Here is an 18,822-nt window from a genome sequence, read left to right on the forward strand (position 1 = left end):
GCGCATCAGATTACATCGCTATCCATTCAAGGAGCCTCTCATGCCCCATCCGCTCCACCGCAGCGCCCTGACGGCGTGTGCGCTCGCACTCATTCTGTTCGCGCCGCTGGCGCAGGCGGGAAAATACGACGCCGACCGCCCCGGCGGCGCCGATCATCCGCTGCTGTCGCGTTACGCCGGTTCCACCTTGTACCTGCATGGCGAAGAAAACTACGCCAGTGCGCGCACGCTCGTTGCCGGTAAAAACGGCCCGGTCGAGAAGACGGTCGAAGGCAAGATCTCGAACCGGCTCTATTTCGGACCGAAGGGACGCGGCTCGCTGGAGATCTTCCGCAATTACCAGGCCGCGTTGCGCGGCGCCGGCTTCGACACCCTGTACGAATGCGAGGCGGCCCAGTGCGAGAAAGACCGCACCCAGTCGAAGATCGTGCGCTGGGCGCAAGGCGCGCAATGGGTCGACAATGGCCAGAGCGATGCCTATGTGATCCGCCTGTTCGAATACAAGCCGGGCTTCCACTACATCCACGCGCGCAAGCAAGCCCAGGCGGGCGCGGTGGACGTGCAGATTGCGTTGCGCACCGGCGAGGAGAGCGACGCCAACGTCCAGGGCCGCGCGCAGCAGTTCATGCAGGTGATCGAGGCTGCCGGGGTAGAGCAGGGCAATGTGACGGTCGACGCCAGCGCCATTGGTGCCGCGCTCAGGAAGGATGGCCGCATCGCCCTGTACGGCATTCTGTTCGATACCAACAAGGCGGTGATCAAGCCGGAATCGAAGGACACGCTCGAACAGATGGCCAGGTCGCTCAAGAACGACCCTGGCGTGAACGTGTTCATCGTCGGGCACACGGACAACCAGGGCGCGGTCGATGCCAACCTTGCACTGTCGCGCAAGCGCGCGCAGGCGGTGGTCGATGCCCTCGGCACGCAGTACGGGATCGCGCCAGCGCGCATGCAGGCGCATGGCGTGGCCAACCTGGCGCCGGCGGCGAACAATGCCGACGACAGCGGGCGTGCGCGTAACCGCCGCGTTGAAATGGTGGTGCGTTGATGCGCATCCCATTGACGTTATTGGGCGCCCTGCTGGCCGGTGGCGCCGCCGCCGCCCCGGCGCTCGAGCAAATCCTGCCGCCGGCCGGCTTGTACCGGCTCGATTCGGCATCGACCAGCAGCATCCCGGCGCCCGCGCCGGCCAACCGGGTCGACACGCGGGTCGATGGCGCGAACGGCGACATCGTGCGGCGCGAGCGCGTCGCCGGGGCCGACTCGGGCGAGCAGGTGTTTGAAGGCAAAGGGCCGGTCACGCACTGCATCCGGCCGCGCCGCATCGCGGACGCGCTGTATTCGTCGGCGGTGGCGCTGGCGTCCTGCCCGGACCAGTCCAGCGAGGTCGGCGCGGATGGGGTGGTGGTGCATACGGCGAACTGTCCGGCGTCGGTGGTCACCTTGACCATCCGCCGCATCGACAAGCTGACCTGGGAATACGATACCGTCAGCGCCACCCGCACCGGCGACCCCGCTGCGGACCTGGCATGGATGCGTCCCGTGCTGGAGCGCGAAGCGGCCGAAGGCAAGACGCCGCAGGCGCGCGCCAAGGCGGCGCAGCAGCTGCTTGACCTGCCGCGCCTGCAGCGCGAACTGGCGGAGAAACAGGTGGCGGTCAACGTGCAGTACGCAAAGGCGCTGCGCGAAGCGAAAACGCCCGACGCCGCGGCCGCAGTGCGCGCGACGATGGTGCAGTCGGGCAAAGCGGTGGCCACGCAGGCGCGCCAGCGGGTGCGCTGGACCCGCATCGGCAACAGCTGTGCCGTGGGCGCGGGCGGGTAACTGCAGGGGCCGTGTCGTGCCGGCGCCACGGTGGTGACATTGCTGATAGGTAAGAATGATTTCAGTTGATAACACGCAACAATAGCAAGGGCGCTTCCTGCAATGGTTAGGTTTCATTGCCAACCAGGAGGACGTTATGAAAGCCATTTTCGCCGCTGTCGCTGTCTCGGCATGCTTGCTGCTCGCGGTGCTCGGAGGCGTGGTCCCGTCGTCATCGCCACCGGCGGACCCGGGCGCGGACGTTCAGCGCAGCAGCCTGCAGTGTCCGGCTAACAGCAAGTTGGAAGGAAACCAGTGCACCTGCCCGGAAGCGACCAGCTGGACCGGGGCGCAATGCATGCAGGTGTGGTCCAGCTCAGGGCGCGCGATGGCTGCCGTGGCGCCGCCGCAGCCGCCGCGGTGATGGATTGAGAAGATGATGGGAGGGCGGCGGCCATCGGACGATGGCCGCCGCCTGGTGCTTGCTGCTTACTTGGTGGCGCGGCGCTTGGCCGGCTTTTTGGCGCCGGCCGCCGGCTTCTGGCTGCCGGTCGGCAGGGCGACCGCCTTGCCGTTGACGGTCAGCTTGCCCGCCTTGAATTGAACGATCGATACCAGCACGCCGTCGTCCAGACGTGCGTAGCCGTCGGCCGTCGCCTTGTCCACCGCCATGTCGGACAGGCTCTTGGCGGTCGAGTCCAGCATCTCCGGCGTCGGCGTTTCGCCTTTCCGGGTCGCCTGCGCCTGCGTCACATTGCGTGCGATGGCGGTGATCAGCGCTACCGGCACGCGCATTTCAAAGCGTCCGTCCAGCTTTTTCATCAGGGCGTTGGTCGTCTTGAAATCCTTGTCGACCGTCGTGCCCAGGGCCAGGCTGCCCTTCATCAGCGCACGATGGCCGTGGTAGCCGGCGCTCATCTCGGTGATCTCGACCGCCGTGCCGTGTGCCGCCATGCCCTTGACGAAGGCCTTGAGCTGCGGACCGATATCGTCCAGCTTCGGCTCGGCGCCCGGCTTGGTCGTCTTCTGGATAGCCTTGCTCAACTGCTCGAACGATGTCAGATCGAGCTTGTTCATCTTCAGCGACATGCGCAGGTCGTCGATCTTTTCATCCATGACCGTGATCAGCTTGATGCTGAAATCGCTGCCGATGTCGTATTCCTTGCCATTCTCGGCCACTGAGGAGGTGCCCGACAAGCCTTCCATTTTCATGGCGACCGCTGGCTCCTTGCCGGTCACGTCGACCGATTTGACGTCCGCGCGCGCCGTGCCGAGCCACACATCGTCGCCGTTGCGGCGCTGGTTGCTCTCGACGGTCATGTCGTTGAAGACCACGTTGGCGGCCTTGGCATCGATGGTCAAGCGCGGCCAGCTGCCGGTGGCCGTCAGGGTGCGGCCGGCCTCGTCGGTCAGCAGATTCGCCTTGAGCGCGCTCCACGACCAGTTCAGCTCGTTCAAATCGGCGTAGCTGTGCGCCGGCACCGAGATATCGAAGGCGACCATGCCGGCCGCCGCAGGTGCGCGCGCCATGGTGTAGGGCCGTGCCGAGCCGAACACGGTTTTCAGCTTGGCGGCAGTCGGCGCCGAGAACTCGAATACCGCCAGCTTGTCGAAAATGGGAATCGGATTGCCCTTGGCCCAGGCGAAATTGCGTTCGAGTTCGGACGCCGCCGCCGCGACCGCGTCGCCCATGTTCGACTCGATCTTGGCCACCGGCGCCTTGGCGGGGACGGGACGTTGCGCGGCAAAAACGGGGAAGGAGGCCAGCAGGGCTGTGCAGAGGAGAAGTTTTTTCACGGGATTGATTGATAAATAGTTAATTTTTAACATTATCAAGCAAATGACTTTCCTTGTCATCAAGCATTTTTACGGTTGTGATTAAGCAACGAAATGCGGGGCCGGGCCTCAGCTTTCAGGGAAGGTCGGGGTCTCGAAGCCGTATTCCAGGAACTTGCGCTGCATGTCGGCGACGTTGGCGCGCTGGGTCGGGTTCAGTCCGGCCCACGCGCCCGGCAGCGCCTTGCGCAGGTAGCGCGCGCCCTTGTCGAAATCTTCGCGGGCCTCGTCCTTGCGGCCCAGCGCTTCGAGCGCCCGCCCGCGCATCCAGTACGCGTCCGGAAACGCGGGCTGCGCCGCCAGGCCGGCGCTGATGGCGCCGACGGTTTCCTCATAGCGTTTCAAGGTGAAGAAGGCGACTGCGAGGTTGTATTGCACCGGCATGCTGACCCAGCCCAGGGCGCGGTCCAGATCCTCGGCCTTGTGCAAGGTGTCCAGTTCTTCCTTGTACTCTTTGCGGGCGCGCTGGGCCGCGGCGTGCTGCATCGTTTCGCCGAGCAGGCGCCGCAGGCGCACCTTGCGCGCGGCTGCCTGCTTGCTGTCGAACTGCGGGTCGGCCACCGTGGCGGCGGCGCAGCGCGCATGGGTCGCCGCACCGTTCTCGCCCCACGCGCGCAGGTCGATCTGCTGGCCGAGGCGCGCCAGCACGGGCGCCATGGCACCGACATCGTTCGCCAGGCAGGCGAAATAGGCGTACGCGTTCAGGTTCCACGGGTCCGGATACTGCGTGATCAGCACCTCGAAGCTGGCGCGCATGGTCGGCCAGTCGGCCTGGCTGACCTCGAAGATTTTCCCCTTGTAGGCCGATTGGTCCAAGTACCAGTACAGGCGCGCATACATCGCGCCCTGTTCCTTGCCGGCGGCCTTGTTCAGCTCTTGCGCGAGCTGCTCGACCGCATCCGGCGCGCCGTTCCAGTGCGCCATCGAGAATCCCGCTGCCGTGAAATACGCTTCGTGGTAATTCGGATAGCGCGCCATCGCCGCGCCGATCTTTTCCTGGTAATGCGCTTGCGTGAACTGGTTCGTGTACGGGAACACATTGAGCATGGCGCGATGCCACTCCGGGTCGGCCGCTTTGGCGGCCAGCGCCTGGGTATCTTCCAGCACCCGCATGGCCGCCGCCGAACCCAGGCTCAGGTCGCGCCGCTGCTGTTCCGTGAGCGTGTTGTAGAAGCCCGAGCCGCGGTTCGCTTCGGCGCGCTTTAACAGCATATAGGCCTCGAACAGGCGCGCCGGCACCGACGTCGGATATTGTTTTTGCCACGCCTTGGCCCGGGCCTGCACCGTGTCCCAATAGGCCGCATCGGTGCGCCACTGGCCGAAGCCGCGCAGCTGGTTGTACAACAGCGCCTGCTTCCAGATGCCGCTCGGGGTGCGCTGGCCGGGGCCGCGGATGCGCCGATACAGCGCTTCCAGGCCCTTGTAATCGCCGGCCTCCAGGTAGCGGTTCGTTTCGCTGGCGATCGCTTCGCGCGCGCGCATGTCGGCGCCATCCGCGCTTTCTTGGGCGGCAGCCGCCGACTTGGCGAGCGGCTGCGCGCCGGCGTGGCTGAACCCGGGCGTGGTCAGGCAGGCCAGCAGGATGGCAAAGCGGGCCCGCCGTAGCGCGGATGGAAACAAGGTCGGGAGAGTCAAGGCAGTCCTTCGGATCGAGAATGTGCGGGCGATGTTAGACTGATATTTTACATACATCCGATGGCCATCGGCCCCCAGGCTCCCACCATGAAAGAGCAGATCCAGTGAAGCACCTTATCCGCACGGTCCTCGCCATCGCCGCGCTGTGCCCCTGCGCAGCGGTGGCCGCGGCCGGGCCGGAACCCGTCTACGAGCCGCTCGATCCGCTTGCCTGCACCAAGCCGCTCAAGCGCCCGCCGCCGCTACCCAAGGAAAGCTACGCGGCCTACAACATCGAGCGTCGCTTCCTCGATCTCGACGGCAGTGGCCGGTGCGTGCTGATGGACGTCTGGATCGCGCGTCTGGGCGGCAGCGCCTCGGTTGGCATGCGCACCTTGGAGCAGCGCTTCCTGCGTTTTAGCGCAGGCAAGTGGCGCGCGTTCAGCGCCGATCTCGCGTATTTCCCGCGTGCCCTGCGCGCGCATCCCGGTAACACGCTGATCCTGGTCGACGCCCCCACCGAACAGGATACCGGCGACGCCATGCTCGTCCCGACCGATACGCCGCGCGTGTTCGCCGTGGCCGGCTGGACTGACGGCGGCACCCGGCTCGACCTGCGCCCGGCCGATGAGCAAGGCGGCGCCGTGCTGCGGGCGCTGGAGGGCGCGCCCGGCCGGCGTCCCGATGTCCGTCTCATGCAGCGCCGCTGAGCGCGACCCGGTTTCCCGCTGCGCCGTCAGCGGCGCTGGCGTCGTGACATGGCTGCTTGAAAGCGCAAGCGCGCCAATCGGTGCCGACCCTGCCATGGCGTGCCAGGCCCCGGGCGGATGCGGCCAACGCACGATCCTTGGCGCTTGCATCTGCGGATATCGTTTCAACGTTACAATAGCGGCTTCCCACTTCACTGCTAGAGAATCCGCCATGGCCGTTAATTCCCCTCTGCCCGTCGCCGCCGACCTGAAGCCCGTCAACGGGATCGAGATCGGTTTTGCCGAAGCCGGCATCAAGAAGCCGAACCGCAAGGATATCCTGGTGATGAAGCTCGCCGACACGGCCACCGTGGCCGGCGTGTTCACCACCAACCGCTTCTGCGCCGCCCCGGTGCAAGTCTGCAAAGCCAACCTGGCGGCCGTGGCCGCGGGCGGTGCGCCGATCCGCGCGCTGGTGGTCAACACCGGCAACGCCAACGCCGGCACCGGCGAAACCGGCCTGGCCAGCGCCCACGCCACCTGCGCCGCGCTGGCGCGCCTGCTCGACTGCGAGCCGCACCAGATCCTGCCGTTTTCGACCGGCGTGATCCTCGAACCGCTGCCGCTCGAGAAAGTCGTCAGCGCCCTGCCGGCGGCCATCGGCAACCTGAAGGCCGATAACTGGTTCAACGCCGCCGAGGCGATCATGACCACCGACACCCAGCCGAAGGCGGCGTCGCGCACGGTCGACATCTGCGGCCACAGCGTCACCATGACCGGCATCAGCAAGGGCGCCGGCATGATCCGGCCGAACATGGCGACCATGCTGGGCTACCTGGCGATCGACGCCAAGGTGTCGCAAGACGTGCTCGATGAACTGGTCAAGCACGCGGCCGACCATTCGTTCAACTGCATCACCATCGATGGCGACACCTCGACCAACGATTCCTTCATGCTGATCGCCACCGGCACCGGCAGCCTGGCCATCGCCAACACCGATTCGACCGAATACGCCGAACTGAAAACCGCCGTGACCGACATCGCCCGTTCGCTGGCGCAGATGATCATCCGCGACGGCGAAGGCGCCACCAAGTTCATCACCGTCACGGTGGAAGAAGGCGGCTCGATGGATGAATGCCGCAAGATCGCCTACTCGATCGCCCACTCGCCACTGGTGAAGACCGCGTTCTTCGCGTCCGACCCGAACCTGGGCCGCATCCTGTGCGCGATCGGCTACGCCGGCGTGGACGACCTGGACGTGACCAAGCTCGATCTGTACCTCGACGACGTGCTGGTGGCGAAAAGCGGCGGGCGCAATCCGGCCTACCAGGAAGCGGACGGCCAGCGCGTGATGCAAAAGAGCGAAATCACGGTCCGTGTGCGCCTCGGGCGCGGCGCCCACAGCGCCACCGTCTGGACCTGCGACCTGTCGCACGACTACGTGACCATCAACGCCGATTACCGTTCCTGAGCCGCGCCTTGACGACCCCACTCGAACAGTTCCTGCTGCGCGCCGAAGCGCTGCTGCAGCGGGTTGAGGCGGTGCTGCCGCCCGCGTATCCGCGCGAACCGGACTGGCGCCTGTCGACCGCTTTCCGCTGGCGCAAGCGCGCCGGCAGCGGCGTGAGTTACCTGCAGCCGGTGCTGCATGCATCAAGCATCGCGCTGTCTGACCTGCACAACGTGGCGCCGCAAAAGCTGCAGATCGAGCGCAACACGCGCCAGTTCGTGCAGGGACGTCCGGCCAACAACGTGCTGCTGACCGGCGCGCGCGGCACCGGCAAGTCGTCCCTGATCAAGGCGTGCCTGAACCAGTTCGCCGCCGACGGCCTGCGCCTGATCGAAGTCGACAAGGCCGACCTGGCCGAGCTGCCCGACATCGTCGACCTGGTGGCGGGGCGCCCCGAGCGCTTCATCATCTTTTGCGACGACCTGTCGTTCGAAGAAGGCGAGGGCGGTTACAAGGCGCTCAAGGTGGCGCTCGACGGTTCGATCGCGGCCCAGTCGGACAATGTGCTGATCTATGCCACCTCGAACCGGCGCCACCTGCTGCCCGAGCGCATGAGCGACAACGCCAGCTACAGGCATGACGGCGACGGCGACCTGCATCCGGGCGAAACGGTGGAAGAGAAGATATCGCTGTCCGAGCGCTTCGGCCTGTGGCTGTCGTTCTATCCGTTCAAGCAGGACGACTACCTCGGCATCGTGGCGCACTGGCTGGCCAGTTACGGCTGCAGCGCGCAGCAGATCGAGCAAAGCCGCGCTGAGGCCCTGCAATGGGCCTTGCAGCGCGGTTCGCGCTCGGGCCGGGTGGCGTGGCAGTTCGCCAGGGATTACGCGGGAAAGCTGCCTGAATGACTGAACAGACAAACAAAAAGCCGATCGATGTCGCGGTCGGCATTTTGATGAAACCCAATGGCGACGTGCTGCTTGGCCAGCGTCCCGCCGGCAAACCGTACGACGGCTATTGGGAATTCCCGGGTGGGAAAGTGGAAACCGGCGAAGCCATTCTCGACGCGCTCAAACGCGAATTCGTCGAGGAGCTTGGCGTTCATATCCTGAGCGCGAGCCAATGGTGCGGGGTGGAGCACGTGTATGAACACGCGCATGTCCGCCTGCACTTCTTTATCAGCCGCGAATGGCGCGGCGAGCCGCAAAGCCTGGAAGGACAGGCCTTTGCGTGGCAGGGCGTGGTCGGCGTGTCGCCGCTGCTGCCGGCCACCATTCCGCTGCTTGAATGGCTCGACCAGCTGCGCTATCCGTAGCGACGTTCTTTTTCCCTCCCTTACGCAAGCTAACGCACCGCAAGGAAGTTCGTGAAAATTATTGTCTTGGGCAGTGGCGTGGTCGGTACCACGTCGGCCTATTTCCTGGCGAAAGCCGGGCATGAAGTGACCGTCATCGAGCGCCAGGGCGGCGCCGCGCTGGAAACGAGTTTCGCCAACGCCGGTGAAGTCTCGTCGGGCATGGCCGCGCCGTGGGCCGCGCCGGGTGTGCCGATGAAGGCGCTGCGCTGGCTGGCCATGCGTCACAGCCCGCTGGTGATCCGTCCCTCCTTCGATCCGCGCATGTGGCGCTGGCTGTTCCAGATGCTGGGCAACTGCAATCCGGCCAGCTACGCCGTCAACAAGAGCCGCATGGTGCGCCTGGCCGAGTACAGCCGCGATTCGCTGATTGCGCTGCGCAAGGAGACCGGCATCGCCTACGATCATCGCAGCAAGGGCACCTTGCAGGTATTCCGCAATCCGCGCCAGCTCGACGAAGCGCAGGAAGATATCGCGGTGCTCAAGCGCTATGGCGTGCCGTATGCGCTGCTCGATCCGGCCGGCTGCGAAGTGGCCGAGCCGGCGCTGGCGCGGGTGCGCGGCAAGATCGTCGGCGGCCTGCACCTGCCTGGCGACGAAACGGGCGATTGCTTCAAGTTCACCCAGGCGCTGGCGCAGATGGCGGTCGGGGAAGGCGTCGTTTTCCGCAATAACGTCGAGATCCGGCGCCTAGTGGCCGAGGGCGGCGCGATTACCGCCGTCGAGACCTCGCAAGGGGAGCTCAGGGCCGATGCCTTCGTGATGGCGATGGGAAGCTATTCGCCGCTGATGCTCGCGCCGCTGGGGATCAGGATTCCGGTGTATCCGGTCAAGGGCTATTCGATCACCTTGCCGATCATCGATGCGGCCAGCGCGCCCGAGTCGACCATCATGGAAGAGACGTACAAGGTCGGCATCACGCGTTTGGGTGATCGCATCCGGGTCGGCGGCACGGCCGAAATCGCCGGTTATGACCTGCGCCTGCACGCGTCGCGCCGCGCCACCCTGGTGCACGCGGTGACCGAGTTGTTCCCGGGCGGGGGCGATGTGGACAAGGCCACCTTCTGGTGCGGCCTGCGTCCGATGACGCCGGACGGCACGCCGGTGATCGGTCCGACGCCGTATCGCAACCTGTTTCTCAATACCGGGCACGGGACCTTGGGGTGGACCATGTCGTGCGGTTCGGCGCGGGTGCTGGCCGACCTGGTGTCGGGGCGCGCGCCGGACATCGATACCGAAGGCTTGCTGATGACGCGCTACGGGCGCTGAAGGCGCCGTCGCCCCAACCGTCGCCCCCGCGCACCTTTACCGTCGCCCCCGCGCAGGCGGGAACGCATGCGTTCCCCCCAAGTTCGTACCGTAGCCAGTAACTGAGCAAAAAACTTGGGCCCCCGCCTGCGCGGGGGCGACGGTGGTGGCGCAGTGGTGGCGATGGTGGTGGAGCGACGGTGGTGGCGCGGAAGCGCCACCTGTCATCAGCCCTAGGCGCTCTTCGGCGCGCGCGGCAAGTGCGCCGTAAAGGTCGTGCCGCACTCCGCGCTGGACGTCACCGTCAGGGTGCCGCCATGCGCCACGGCGATTTCGCGCGCGACGAACAAACCCAGTCCCAGGCTGGTGCGCGGCCGTTCCTCGGCTTCGCCCGCGCCCGGCAACTGGATCAATGGACTGAATATGCTTTCGAGCGAGGCCGGCGGAATCACCGGGCCGTCATTCGTCACGGCCACCGTCACCGCATCCGGATGGGCGCGCGCCTCAATGCGCACGGCGGCGCCGCGCGTGCCGTATTGGGCGGCGTTGACCATCAGGTTGGTCAGCAACTGGTGCAGGCGCACGGCATCGTACTGGCCGCCGAGCCCTTCGTCGGTTTCGATCTCGAAACGCGTGGCCGGGTGGGTGGCGTGGGCGTCGGCCAGCGCCGCGCGGCACACGTCGCCCAGGTCGACCGCGCGCAGCTGGGTCGGCATGCCGCCGCCAAGCTGGGTGCGCGTGTAGCCGATCAGGTCATCCACCATGCTGCTCATCAGGCGGGCACCGCGCTTGACCCGGGCGCCGATCTCGCCCGCCTGGGTGGCGTCGACCTGCTTGCGGGTCAGCAGGTCGCCCGCCATCGACATGCTCGACAGCGGCGCGCGCAAGTCGTGCCCGAGAATGGCCAGGAACAGTTCGCGCATGTGGTCGGCGCGCGCCGAGTAGGTCACCACCGATTCGGCCAGGGCCTGGTCGATGGCTTCGTTAAAGCGCACCATTTCGTCGGCAACGTCGGATGTCATGCGATTGACTTGCGGCAGCCACAGGCGCAGCACGGTGGCGCGCAGCGCGCGGTATTCCGCACTGAGCTGGAGCAGGGAAAAATTGCTGGCCTGGCGCAGCGCGCCGTGGATGGAGGCCGCGCTTTCGCCGTCAACCGTGTCGGGCGCCAGGCCCTGCGATTTGGCGATCTGCTGTTCCGGATCCTGGAAGGTTTCGATGTCGATCGCGATCGCCTGCAGGATCTGGCGCGCATGGTCGCGCAAGGCCAGGTCGGTCATCTGGCTCGCCGCCGGCAGCAAGGTCTGGGCAAACGCTTCCCACTCCGTCAGGATTTCTTCCATGCGCTCGTTGATGAAACGGTCGAGTCTCATCGCACTGCCCGTGACATTGACATGTGGTTGCATCCTTTGCATGATGGGCGGTCGCTCATTGTAAGCGTTTTTGCGCCGCCACGGCGAAGGATGCAGGCAGCTACTGGGGCAGGTTGTCGTCGTCCAGCAAGGGGTCGGATGGCGCGGCGCCGGGGATGGTGTATTTCTCTTCGGCCCAGGCGCCCAGGTCGATCTGTTTGCAGCGTTCGGAGCAGAACGGGCGGAATTTGTTCGCCTCGGTCCATTCGACTTTCTTGGCGCAGGTGGGGCAGCTAACGACGGTCATGGCAACGTGAAATCTAAAAATTACAGAGCGTGAGCTCGAACGGGACGTCTTCTTCCAGCGGCTTGGGCTTCAAATCGCCACCCTGCGTGGTAAAGCGCACCCACAACATATACTTGTTGGCGGAAATCTCGGGGATCGCCCCCATCGCTTCATCCATGGTCAGGCGCAGCATCTGGTAGACCTTGCCTTGCAGCATTTGCTGATAACTGCCGGCGATGGCGATCATCTTGACCGGGCCGCCCGAGTCGCGCAGCAGGCGCAGCACCAGGGCCAGGGCGTCGAACAGCGGCGCCAGCGGGGCAAACCAGTTGATGATATCGTTGAAGCGCTGTTCGGCCGGACGCTTTTGCCAGGCGTAATACGACGGCAGGTCGAATTCGCAGGCGCCGCCGGGAATGATGGTGCGCCCGCGAATGCTCATCAGCCATTCATTGTCGCGCACGTTCTGGCCAGTCTTGCCCTGGGCCGCGACCAGCGCGCCGCTGACCGTTTCGACCTCGGCGAGGACGGCGTCGAGCATGTCGGCGGCGACATTCGGATTGGACCGGTAGCTCAGCAAGCTTTGCTTCTGGCGTTCGAGTTCCTGCAGCAGGTCGCTCTTGAGATCGGCCCGGCCAGCCACTTCGAGCATGTCGAAGATCGTGGCCAGGGCGACGTGATGCTGCATCGCATGTTCCTGGTGCACAAAGAACTTGAATTTCTCATACAGGTCTTCCAGCCGCAACAACGTGCGTATGCGCTCGTTGAAAGGGTATTCGTAGACGATCAAAATGACATCCCTTTACATGGCAGGAGAAGAATCCCGTGATTCTGAACCAAGCGAGGCAAAATTACAAACGCTGCACCGGGAATAGTGCCATTCTCTCCGAAAATGCCAGATATTTGGCATGCAATAGAGCAATTTGATGGTCCAGCGCTTCCAGGCTGCCATCGTTGGTGAGCACATCGTCGGCCGCCGCCAGCCGCTCGGTACGGCTGACCTGGTTGGCCATGATGGCGCGCACCTGGGCTTCGCTCATGGCGTTGCGGCGCATCACGCGCGCAATTTGCAGTTCCTCGGGGCAATCGATGACCAGCACCCGCGCCACCCGCTCGCGCCAGCCGCCGGACTCGATCAGCAGCGGTACCACATAGATCAGATAGGCACCCGTGGCCACGGCGGCGGCGGCCGCGGTGGCGGCGCGGATGCGCGGGTGCAGGATCGCTTCCAGGCGCGCCTTGGCGGCCGGGTCGGAAAACACCAGTTCGCGCATGCGCACCCTGTCGAGCGCGCCGTCGGCGGTGATGAACGCCGGGCCGAATTCGTGCAGCAGGGCATCCATGGCGGCGCCGCCGGGCACGGTCAGGGCATGCGCGATGAGGTCGGTATCGATGATGCTCGCGCCCAGCGCGGCAAAGCGGTCCGAGACGGCCGTCTTGCCGCAGCCGATGCCGCCGGTCAGGCCGACCTTGAACTTGCCGCCGTCAGGGGCGCGCGCACTGTCCACTTAGTGGATCCAGTACTGGAGCAAGATGCCGGTCATGGCGCCGATCGGTTTGCCATACAGCATCACGATGAAGCCGGCCGCGGCCAGGTAAGGACCGAAGGGAATCTTGACATTGCGTGCCTGCCCGCCGAACACGATCAGGCAGATGCCGACCACCGAGCCGACCGCCGACGAAATCAGGATCACGCTCGGCAGCACGGTCCAGCCCATCCAGGCGCCCAGTCCGGCCAGCAGCTTGAAGTCGCCATGGCCCATGCCGACTTGCCCGCGCAGCTTCTCGTACAGGGTCGCGACCGACCACAGCGACAGGTAGCCAGCGGCCGCGCCGATGACGGCGTCCTGCAGCGGCACGAAGCTGCCATTGATATTCATCAGCAGGCCGATCCACAGCAGCGGATAGGTCAGTTCGTCGGGCAGCAGTTGGGTATCGGCATCGATGAAGGTCATCGACAGCAGCAGGTAGCCGAATACCAGGGTGGCAAGGCCGGTATAGCCGCTGCCGAAATGCCAGACCAGCAAGGCCGACATCAGCCCGGTGACCAGTTCGATGATCGGATAGCGCGGCGAAATTTTGGCCTTGCAGCCTTTGCACTTGCCGCCCAGGACCAGATAGCTGATCACAGGAATGTTTTCCAGCGCGCCGATGTGATGGCCGCAGTGCGGGCAGGCCGAGCGCGGCGCCCACAGGCTGAATTTATCGGTGTGCACCTTGCGCGTGCCGCAGCCGCAGCCGTATTCGCCGGCCAGATAATCGTTGTATTCCCGATCCAGGATCTTGGGAAGGCGGTAGATGACGACATTCAGAAAGCTGCCGATCAGCAGGCCGAACAGGCCGGCGGCGAGGGCCGGGCCCAGGGAGCCGGGGGCGGCGAACAAGAGTGTTTCCGGTAGCATGATGCTCCAAGGTAAGAGGTGATCGCGGCAGTGTGCTGCACCGATCTATTTTAGGGCTTGCGCCCGCTTTGGGGAACCGCCGTCCGGGGAAGCGGGCCCCGGGCGGGCACCAAAAAAATCGCAGCAGGCGCTTGCCGGCGGGGCAAGCGGCTGCTGCGGCGCTGCTTCTGCAGGCGGGCGGCGCATGGCCGCCCGGCCCGTGTTATACCACCGCGCCCAGTTTGAAGATCGGCAGGTACATGGCGACCACCAGACCGCCGATGAGCACGCCCAAAATCACCATGATCAGCGGTTCCATCAGCGACGCCAGGGTAGCGACGGCTTCGTCGACTTCATCTTCAAAGAAGCCGGCCACCTTGCCCAGCATCGAATCGAGCGCACCGGACTCTTCGCCGATGGCGACCATCTGGGTGACAATCGGCGGGAACACATTGGCGTTCTGCATCGCCGCGGTCAGGCTGGTGCCGGTGCTCACCTCGTTCTGGATGCGCTTGGTCGCTTCCAGGTACAGGGCATTGCCGGCCGCGCCGCCGACCGAGTCGAGCGCTTCGACCAGCGGCACGCCGGCCGCGAACATGGTGGCCAGGGTCCGGGTCCAGCGCGCGATCGCCGCCTTGCGGATGACGTTGCCGAAAATCGGCGCCTTGAGCAAGGTCAGGTCCATGAAGCGCTGCATCTTGGCCGAACGCTGCCAGGCCTGGAAGAAGAAGTACAGGCCGGCGAACAGGCCGCCGAAAATCGCCCACCAGTACGAGACGAAGAAGTCGGAAATGTCCATCACGACCACGGTCGGGGTCGGCAAGTTGGCGCCGAAGCTGGTAAACACCGATTTAAATGCCGGTACCACCCAGATCATGATCACGGCGGTGACGATGAAGGCGATGGCCAGGATCGATACCGGATACATCAGCGCCGACTTGATCTTGGCCTTGATGGCCAGGGTTTTTTCCTTGTAGATCGCCAGGCGCGTGAGCAAGTCTTCCAGAATACCGGCCTGTTCGCCGGCGCCGACCAGATTACAGAACAGCGGGTCGAAGTAGAGCGGATACTTGCGGAAAGCATTGTTCAGGCTGGTACCGGTTTCGATGTCCGAGCGCAGTTCCTGGATCAGCTTGGCCATCGATGGATTCGAGTGGCCCTTGCTGACGATGTCGAACGATTGCAGCAGCGGCACGCCGGCCTTCATCATCGTGGCCAGCTGGCGGGTGAACAGGGAAATATCCTTGTCCGTGATCTTCTTGCCGCTGCGATAAGTCTTTTTCTTTACCTTGGTCACCATGACACCCTGGCGCCGCAAGGTCACATTGACCACGGCCTCGCCGCCGGCGCGCAGTTCGCCGCGCACGGTCTTGCCGGTCTTGTCCTTGCCTTCCCAGGCGTAGACCGACTCCTTGACGGCGGCGGAGTTTTTCGATTGAGCGAGTGCCATACTGTATTTTCCTATTCGTTGGTGCAGCCAAGAACTTCTTCAAGGCTGGTCAAGCCTTGTTTTACTTTCATCAGGCCGGAACGGCGCAGGGATTTGACGCCTTCCAGCTCCGATTGCGCGGCAATTTCCATCGAATTGCCGTGCGCCAGAATGATTTTTTCGATCGCCGAGGTAATCGGCATGATCTGGTAAATGCCGACCCGGCCCTTGTAGCCGCCGCCCAGGCAACGGTCGCAGCCGACCGGTCCGTAAGGCTTCCAGCCGCCTTCCAGTTCGTCTTCCTTGAAGCCGGCCGCGAGCAGGATTTCGCGGCTGGTTTCCACCGGCTTCTTGCAGGTGCACAAGCGCCGCGCCAGGCGCTGCGCCGTGATCATGATGACCGAGGAGGCGATGTTGAACGGCGCCACGCCCATGTTCATCAACCGGGTCAGGGTCGAGGGCGCATCGTTGGTGTGCAGGGTCGAGAACACCATGTGGCCGGTCTGGGCGGCCTTGATGGCGATGTCGGCCGTTTCAAGGTCGCGGATCTCGCCGACCATGATGATGTCCGGATCCTGGCGCAGGAAGGACTTGAGCGCGACCGGGAAGGTCAGGCCCGAGCGTTCGTTGATGTTGACCTGGTTCACGCCCGGCAAGTTGATCTCGGCCGGGTCTTCCGCGGTCGAAATGTTGATGCCAGGCTTGTTGATCACGTTCAGGCAGGTGTACAGCGACACCGTCTTGCCGGAACCGGTCGGGCCGGTCACCAGCACCATGCCGTAGGGACGCTGGATCGCTTCGAGCAGCAATTCCTTCTGGTCCGGATCGTAGCCGAGCGCGTCGATGCCCATCTGGGCCTGGGTGGCGTCCAGGATCCGCATGACGGTCTTTTCGCCGAACAGGGTAGGGCAGGTGCTGACCCGGAAGTCGATCGCCTTGGTGGGCGAGAGGATCAGGCGCATGCGGCCATCCTGCGGCACGCGCTTTTCGGAAATGTCGAGCTTGGAGAGCACCTTGATGCGCGAGACCAGCTTGTCGCGGATGGTGATCGGCGGCTGGGCATGTTCTTTCAGCATGCCATCGACGCGCAGGCGGATGCGGTAAAACTTTTCGAAGGGCTCGAAGTGGATATCGGACGCGCCGAGGTTGATCGCGTCCATCAGGATCTTGTTGAGGAACTTGACGATCGGCGCGTCTTCGATGTCGGCGGCGGCGGCCTGGTCGACCACGGCGGGCGCATCGTCTTCGCCGAACTGGATATCTTCCTGGTCGCCGACCATCTCGTTCAGATTCTGTTCGGCGTTGCGGCCCAAGCTGGCCAGCAGGGTCAGCAGGGCGTCGTGCAGCACGATCACCGGCTCGACCGACGCTTCGCTCTGGAACTTGATCTGGTCGAGCGCCTGGATATTGGTGGGGTCCGAAATGGCGACCGACATCTTGTTGCCGCGCTTGGCCAGGGCGATCACGCGCTGGGCCTGCATCAGCTTGCCGTCGATGGCATTCGGCGGCAGGGAATCGATATTAAAGCTCTGCAAATCCATCAGCGGGTAGCCGAAGGTTTCCGCGCAAAAGGCGGCCAGGGTGCGCGCGTCGAAGGTGCCGGTCAGCAGCAAGGTGTCGATGAACGGACTCTTGTCGGTCAGCGATTTCTTGTGCAAGGTATCGGCTTGCTGCGCACTGAGGCGGCCAGCCTGCATCAAGGCGCGGGCCAGGCCCGGCATGGGCGTTCCGGAGGTCGTGTTGGGGAGGACTGCTGCCATATGCGCGCGTGGTTTAAGTGGTACGAAGAACGACAAAGCGCCGTTCAGTAGTGACTGTTGCGGCGAGCTGCCTTGGATCATGCCTCCGAGCATCACATTTGTAAAGTGTTTGCTGCATAGGGGAGGCAACCATACCACGTAGCCAAAATGGAACGTTCAATTGTGGTTTGGAACTTGTATGGCTGAAGTGAAAATGTTGGTGACAGTCTGATTAGGGCGGCGCCGGGCGGGTCAGCTTGACGACCTTGATCGCCTGGTCTTTTACCTGGATGACTTCGATCACAACATTGCCGATTTTCAGGCTGATGGCGGCATCGGGAATCTCTTGCAATTGCTCCAGCATCAGCCCGTTAACGGTCTTGGGACCGTCCAGCGGGAAGGCCAGGCCGAGCCGTTTATTGATCTCGCGCAGGGGCGCCGTGCCTTCCAGCAGACATTCGCCGTGCGCATCCCAGCAAAAGCTGTCGCCGCGCGCCGCGCCCGGCACCGAGGTGGTGAAATCGCCGATCATTTCCTCGATGATATCGTCGAGCGTGACCAAGCCCTGGACTTCGCCATACTCGTCGACAATGATGCCCAGGCGTTCCTTGTTTTCCTGAAAATATTGTAGCTGAGTAAACACACTCGTGTCTTGGGGGATGAAATAGGGTGTTGTCAGCAGTTCACGAAAGTGAGCGATGCTCAGTTCGTCTTCCTCGTTGAGCAGGGCCACCGCGTGACGCACGTGCAAGATGCCGATGATGCGGTTGATCTCGCCTTCGTACACGGGCAGCTTGTTGTGGTAGCAAGTCGTCAGCTGGGCCTTGAGCTCGGCCACCGGCACAGCCAGGTTGAGGGCCTCGATCTGGGAGCGCGGGGTCATGATGTCTTCGATCGAGACGGTTTCCAGATCGAACAGGTTGAGCAAGATGCTTTTGTGTTTTTGCGGAATGAAATTACTGCTTTCGAGCACGATGGCGCGCAACTCTTCCGGCGAGACGCGGTGCTGCGCCGCGCTGTCGGCCGGCTTGACCCGCAGGATCGTCAAAAACAGGCGCACGAACAGGTTGACGAACCAGATCAGCGGCTTGGACACGGCCATCATCGGCTTGAGCAGGGTGCTGGCCACCAGCGAAATGGTTTCCGGATAGGTGGCGCCGATGAACTTGGGCGCGATTTCGGCGAACACGATCAGCACGAACACCAGCAGCGCGATGGCGATCGCGATGACGCTCTCTTCATAGCCAAACAGCAAGATCGCAATCGCGGTCGCCAGCGCCGTCGCCATGGCGTTGACCAGGGTATTGGCGATCAGGATCAGCGAGAGCAGCTTGTCGGTGCGCTCGAGCAGCCACAGGGTGGTGATGGCGCCGCGGTGGCCGCGCTTGGCCAGGCTGCGCAGACGGAATTTGTTGGCGGCCATGAGCGCCGTTTCCGCCATGGCGAAAAAGGCGGAACACAGAATCAGGAAGACAAGTGCGGCGACGAGCACCCAGGGCGACACGGTATCCAAGGGTCAAGGTGCCGCGGTGGAGGAAAAACAGGGGAGCATGAAAAGCGGGCCAAGCCCAGAATGGCGCGCTCGCCGGAACGGCAACCGCAGAGCTGCTGATTTTAAGTCAAGCCCCGTCTCCATGCAAG

17 protein-coding genes are annotated in these 18,822 nt (G+C 64.1%); 7 read left to right on the forward strand and 10 right to left on the reverse strand.

The features are described from left to right. Positions 1–40 precede the first annotated feature (40 nt). Positions 41–1,048: an OmpA family protein gene (locus IV454_RS14055; RefSeq protein ID WP_206091942.1), complete on the forward strand. Its 1,008-nt coding sequence runs from the start codon at positions 41–43 to the stop codon at positions 1,046–1,048. Further along, positions 1,048–1,824, forward strand: coding sequence for a hypothetical protein (locus IV454_RS14060; RefSeq protein ID WP_206091943.1), 777 nt, complete (start codon positions 1,048–1,050; stop codon positions 1,822–1,824). Before IV454_RS14055 ends, IV454_RS14060 begins: the two co-directional genes overlap by 1 nt. A 468-nt stretch (positions 1,825–2,292) precedes the next feature. Here the strand turns inward: IV454_RS14060 and IV454_RS14065 are convergent, their stop codons facing one another. Continuing rightward, complete coding sequence (locus IV454_RS14065) at positions 2,293–3,600, reverse strand: DUF945 family protein (RefSeq protein WP_206091944.1); 1,308 nt, start codon at positions 3,598–3,600, stop codon at positions 2,293–2,295. Positions 3,601–3,708: 108 nt separating this feature from the next. Continuing rightward, on the reverse strand, positions 3,709–5,274 hold the full coding sequence (locus tag IV454_RS14070) for a tetratricopeptide repeat protein (protein ID WP_206091945.1): 1,566 nt from the start codon (positions 5,272–5,274) through the stop codon (positions 3,709–3,711). A gap of 104 nt (positions 5,275–5,378) precedes the next feature. Between IV454_RS14070 and IV454_RS14075 the strand changes: the two genes are divergently transcribed. The 5 genes from IV454_RS14075 to IV454_RS14095 all read left to right on the forward strand — a co-directional run bounded on the left by IV454_RS14075 (position 5,379) and on the right by IV454_RS14095 (position 10,015). Then, the gene (locus tag IV454_RS14075) at positions 5,379–5,963 is read left to right on the forward strand and encodes a hypothetical protein (protein WP_206091946.1); all 585 of its coding nucleotides are present in this window, start codon (positions 5,379–5,381) and stop codon (positions 5,961–5,963) included. A gap of 211 nt (positions 5,964–6,174) precedes the next feature. Beyond that, entirely contained in the window at positions 6,175–7,413 is a 1,239-nt protein-coding gene (argJ, locus tag IV454_RS14080) for a bifunctional glutamate N-acetyltransferase/amino-acid acetyltransferase ArgJ (protein WP_206091947.1), read from the forward strand. A gap of 8 nt (positions 7,414–7,421) precedes the next feature. After that, on the forward strand, positions 7,422–8,300 hold the full coding sequence (locus tag IV454_RS14085) for an ATP-binding protein (protein ID WP_206091948.1): 879 nt from the start codon (positions 7,422–7,424) through the stop codon (positions 8,298–8,300). Further along, on the forward strand, positions 8,297–8,707 hold the full coding sequence (locus IV454_RS14090; protein ID WP_054266475.1) for an NUDIX domain-containing protein: 411 nt from the start codon (positions 8,297–8,299) through the stop codon (positions 8,705–8,707). The genes IV454_RS14085 and IV454_RS14090 overlap by 4 nt, the downstream gene beginning before the upstream one ends. A gap of 51 nt (positions 8,708–8,758) precedes the next feature. Next, on the forward strand, positions 8,759–10,015 hold the full coding sequence (locus IV454_RS14095) for a D-amino acid dehydrogenase (protein WP_206091949.1): 1,257 nt from the start codon (positions 8,759–8,761) through the stop codon (positions 10,013–10,015). Between the two features lie 212 nt (positions 10,016–10,227). Here the strand turns inward: IV454_RS14095 and IV454_RS14100 are convergent, their stop codons facing one another. The 8 genes from IV454_RS14100 to IV454_RS14135 all read right to left on the reverse strand — a co-directional run bounded on the left by IV454_RS14100 (position 10,228) and on the right by IV454_RS14135 (position 18,694). Then, positions 10,228–11,367, reverse strand: coding sequence for a sensor histidine kinase (locus IV454_RS14100; protein WP_206091950.1), 1,140 nt, complete (start codon positions 11,365–11,367; stop codon positions 10,228–10,230). A gap of 100 nt (positions 11,368–11,467) precedes the next feature. Then, positions 11,468–11,653: a DNA gyrase inhibitor YacG gene (yacG, locus tag IV454_RS14105; protein WP_126074530.1), complete on the reverse strand. Its 186-nt coding sequence runs from the start codon at positions 11,651–11,653 to the stop codon at positions 11,468–11,470. A gap of 13 nt (positions 11,654–11,666) precedes the next feature. After that, positions 11,667–12,422, reverse strand: a complete 756-nt coding sequence (gene zapD / locus IV454_RS14110) for a cell division protein ZapD (protein WP_054266479.1) — start codon at positions 12,420–12,422, stop codon at positions 11,667–11,669. 61 nt (positions 12,423–12,483) lie between these two features. Further along, positions 12,484–13,140, reverse strand: coding sequence for a dephospho-CoA kinase (coaE, locus tag IV454_RS14115; RefSeq protein ID WP_206091951.1), 657 nt, complete (start codon positions 13,138–13,140; stop codon positions 12,484–12,486). Beyond that, the gene (locus tag IV454_RS14120) at positions 13,141–14,034 is read right to left on the reverse strand and encodes a prepilin peptidase (RefSeq protein ID WP_206091952.1); all 894 of its coding nucleotides are present in this window, start codon (positions 14,032–14,034) and stop codon (positions 13,141–13,143) included. 202 nt (positions 14,035–14,236) lie between these two features. Beyond that, the gene (locus IV454_RS14125; RefSeq protein WP_206091953.1) at positions 14,237–15,463 is read right to left on the reverse strand and encodes a type II secretion system F family protein; all 1,227 of its coding nucleotides are present in this window, start codon (positions 15,461–15,463) and stop codon (positions 14,237–14,239) included. Positions 15,464–15,474: 11 nt separating this feature from the next. Further along, positions 15,475–17,202, reverse strand: a complete 1,728-nt coding sequence (pilB, locus tag IV454_RS14130; protein WP_054266483.1) for a type IV-A pilus assembly ATPase PilB — start codon at positions 17,200–17,202, stop codon at positions 15,475–15,477. Positions 17,203–17,413: 211 nt separating this feature from the next. After that, complete coding sequence (locus tag IV454_RS14135) at positions 17,414–18,694, reverse strand: HlyC/CorC family transporter (protein WP_206091954.1); 1,281 nt, start codon at positions 18,692–18,694, stop codon at positions 17,414–17,416. Between the last annotated feature and the right edge of the window lie 128 nt (positions 18,695–18,822).

Source organism: Massilia antarctica (genome assembly GCF_015689335.1).
In the GTDB taxonomy this organism is placed as follows: Bacteria; Pseudomonadota; Gammaproteobacteria; order Burkholderiales; family Burkholderiaceae_D; genus Telluria_A; species Telluria_A antarctica.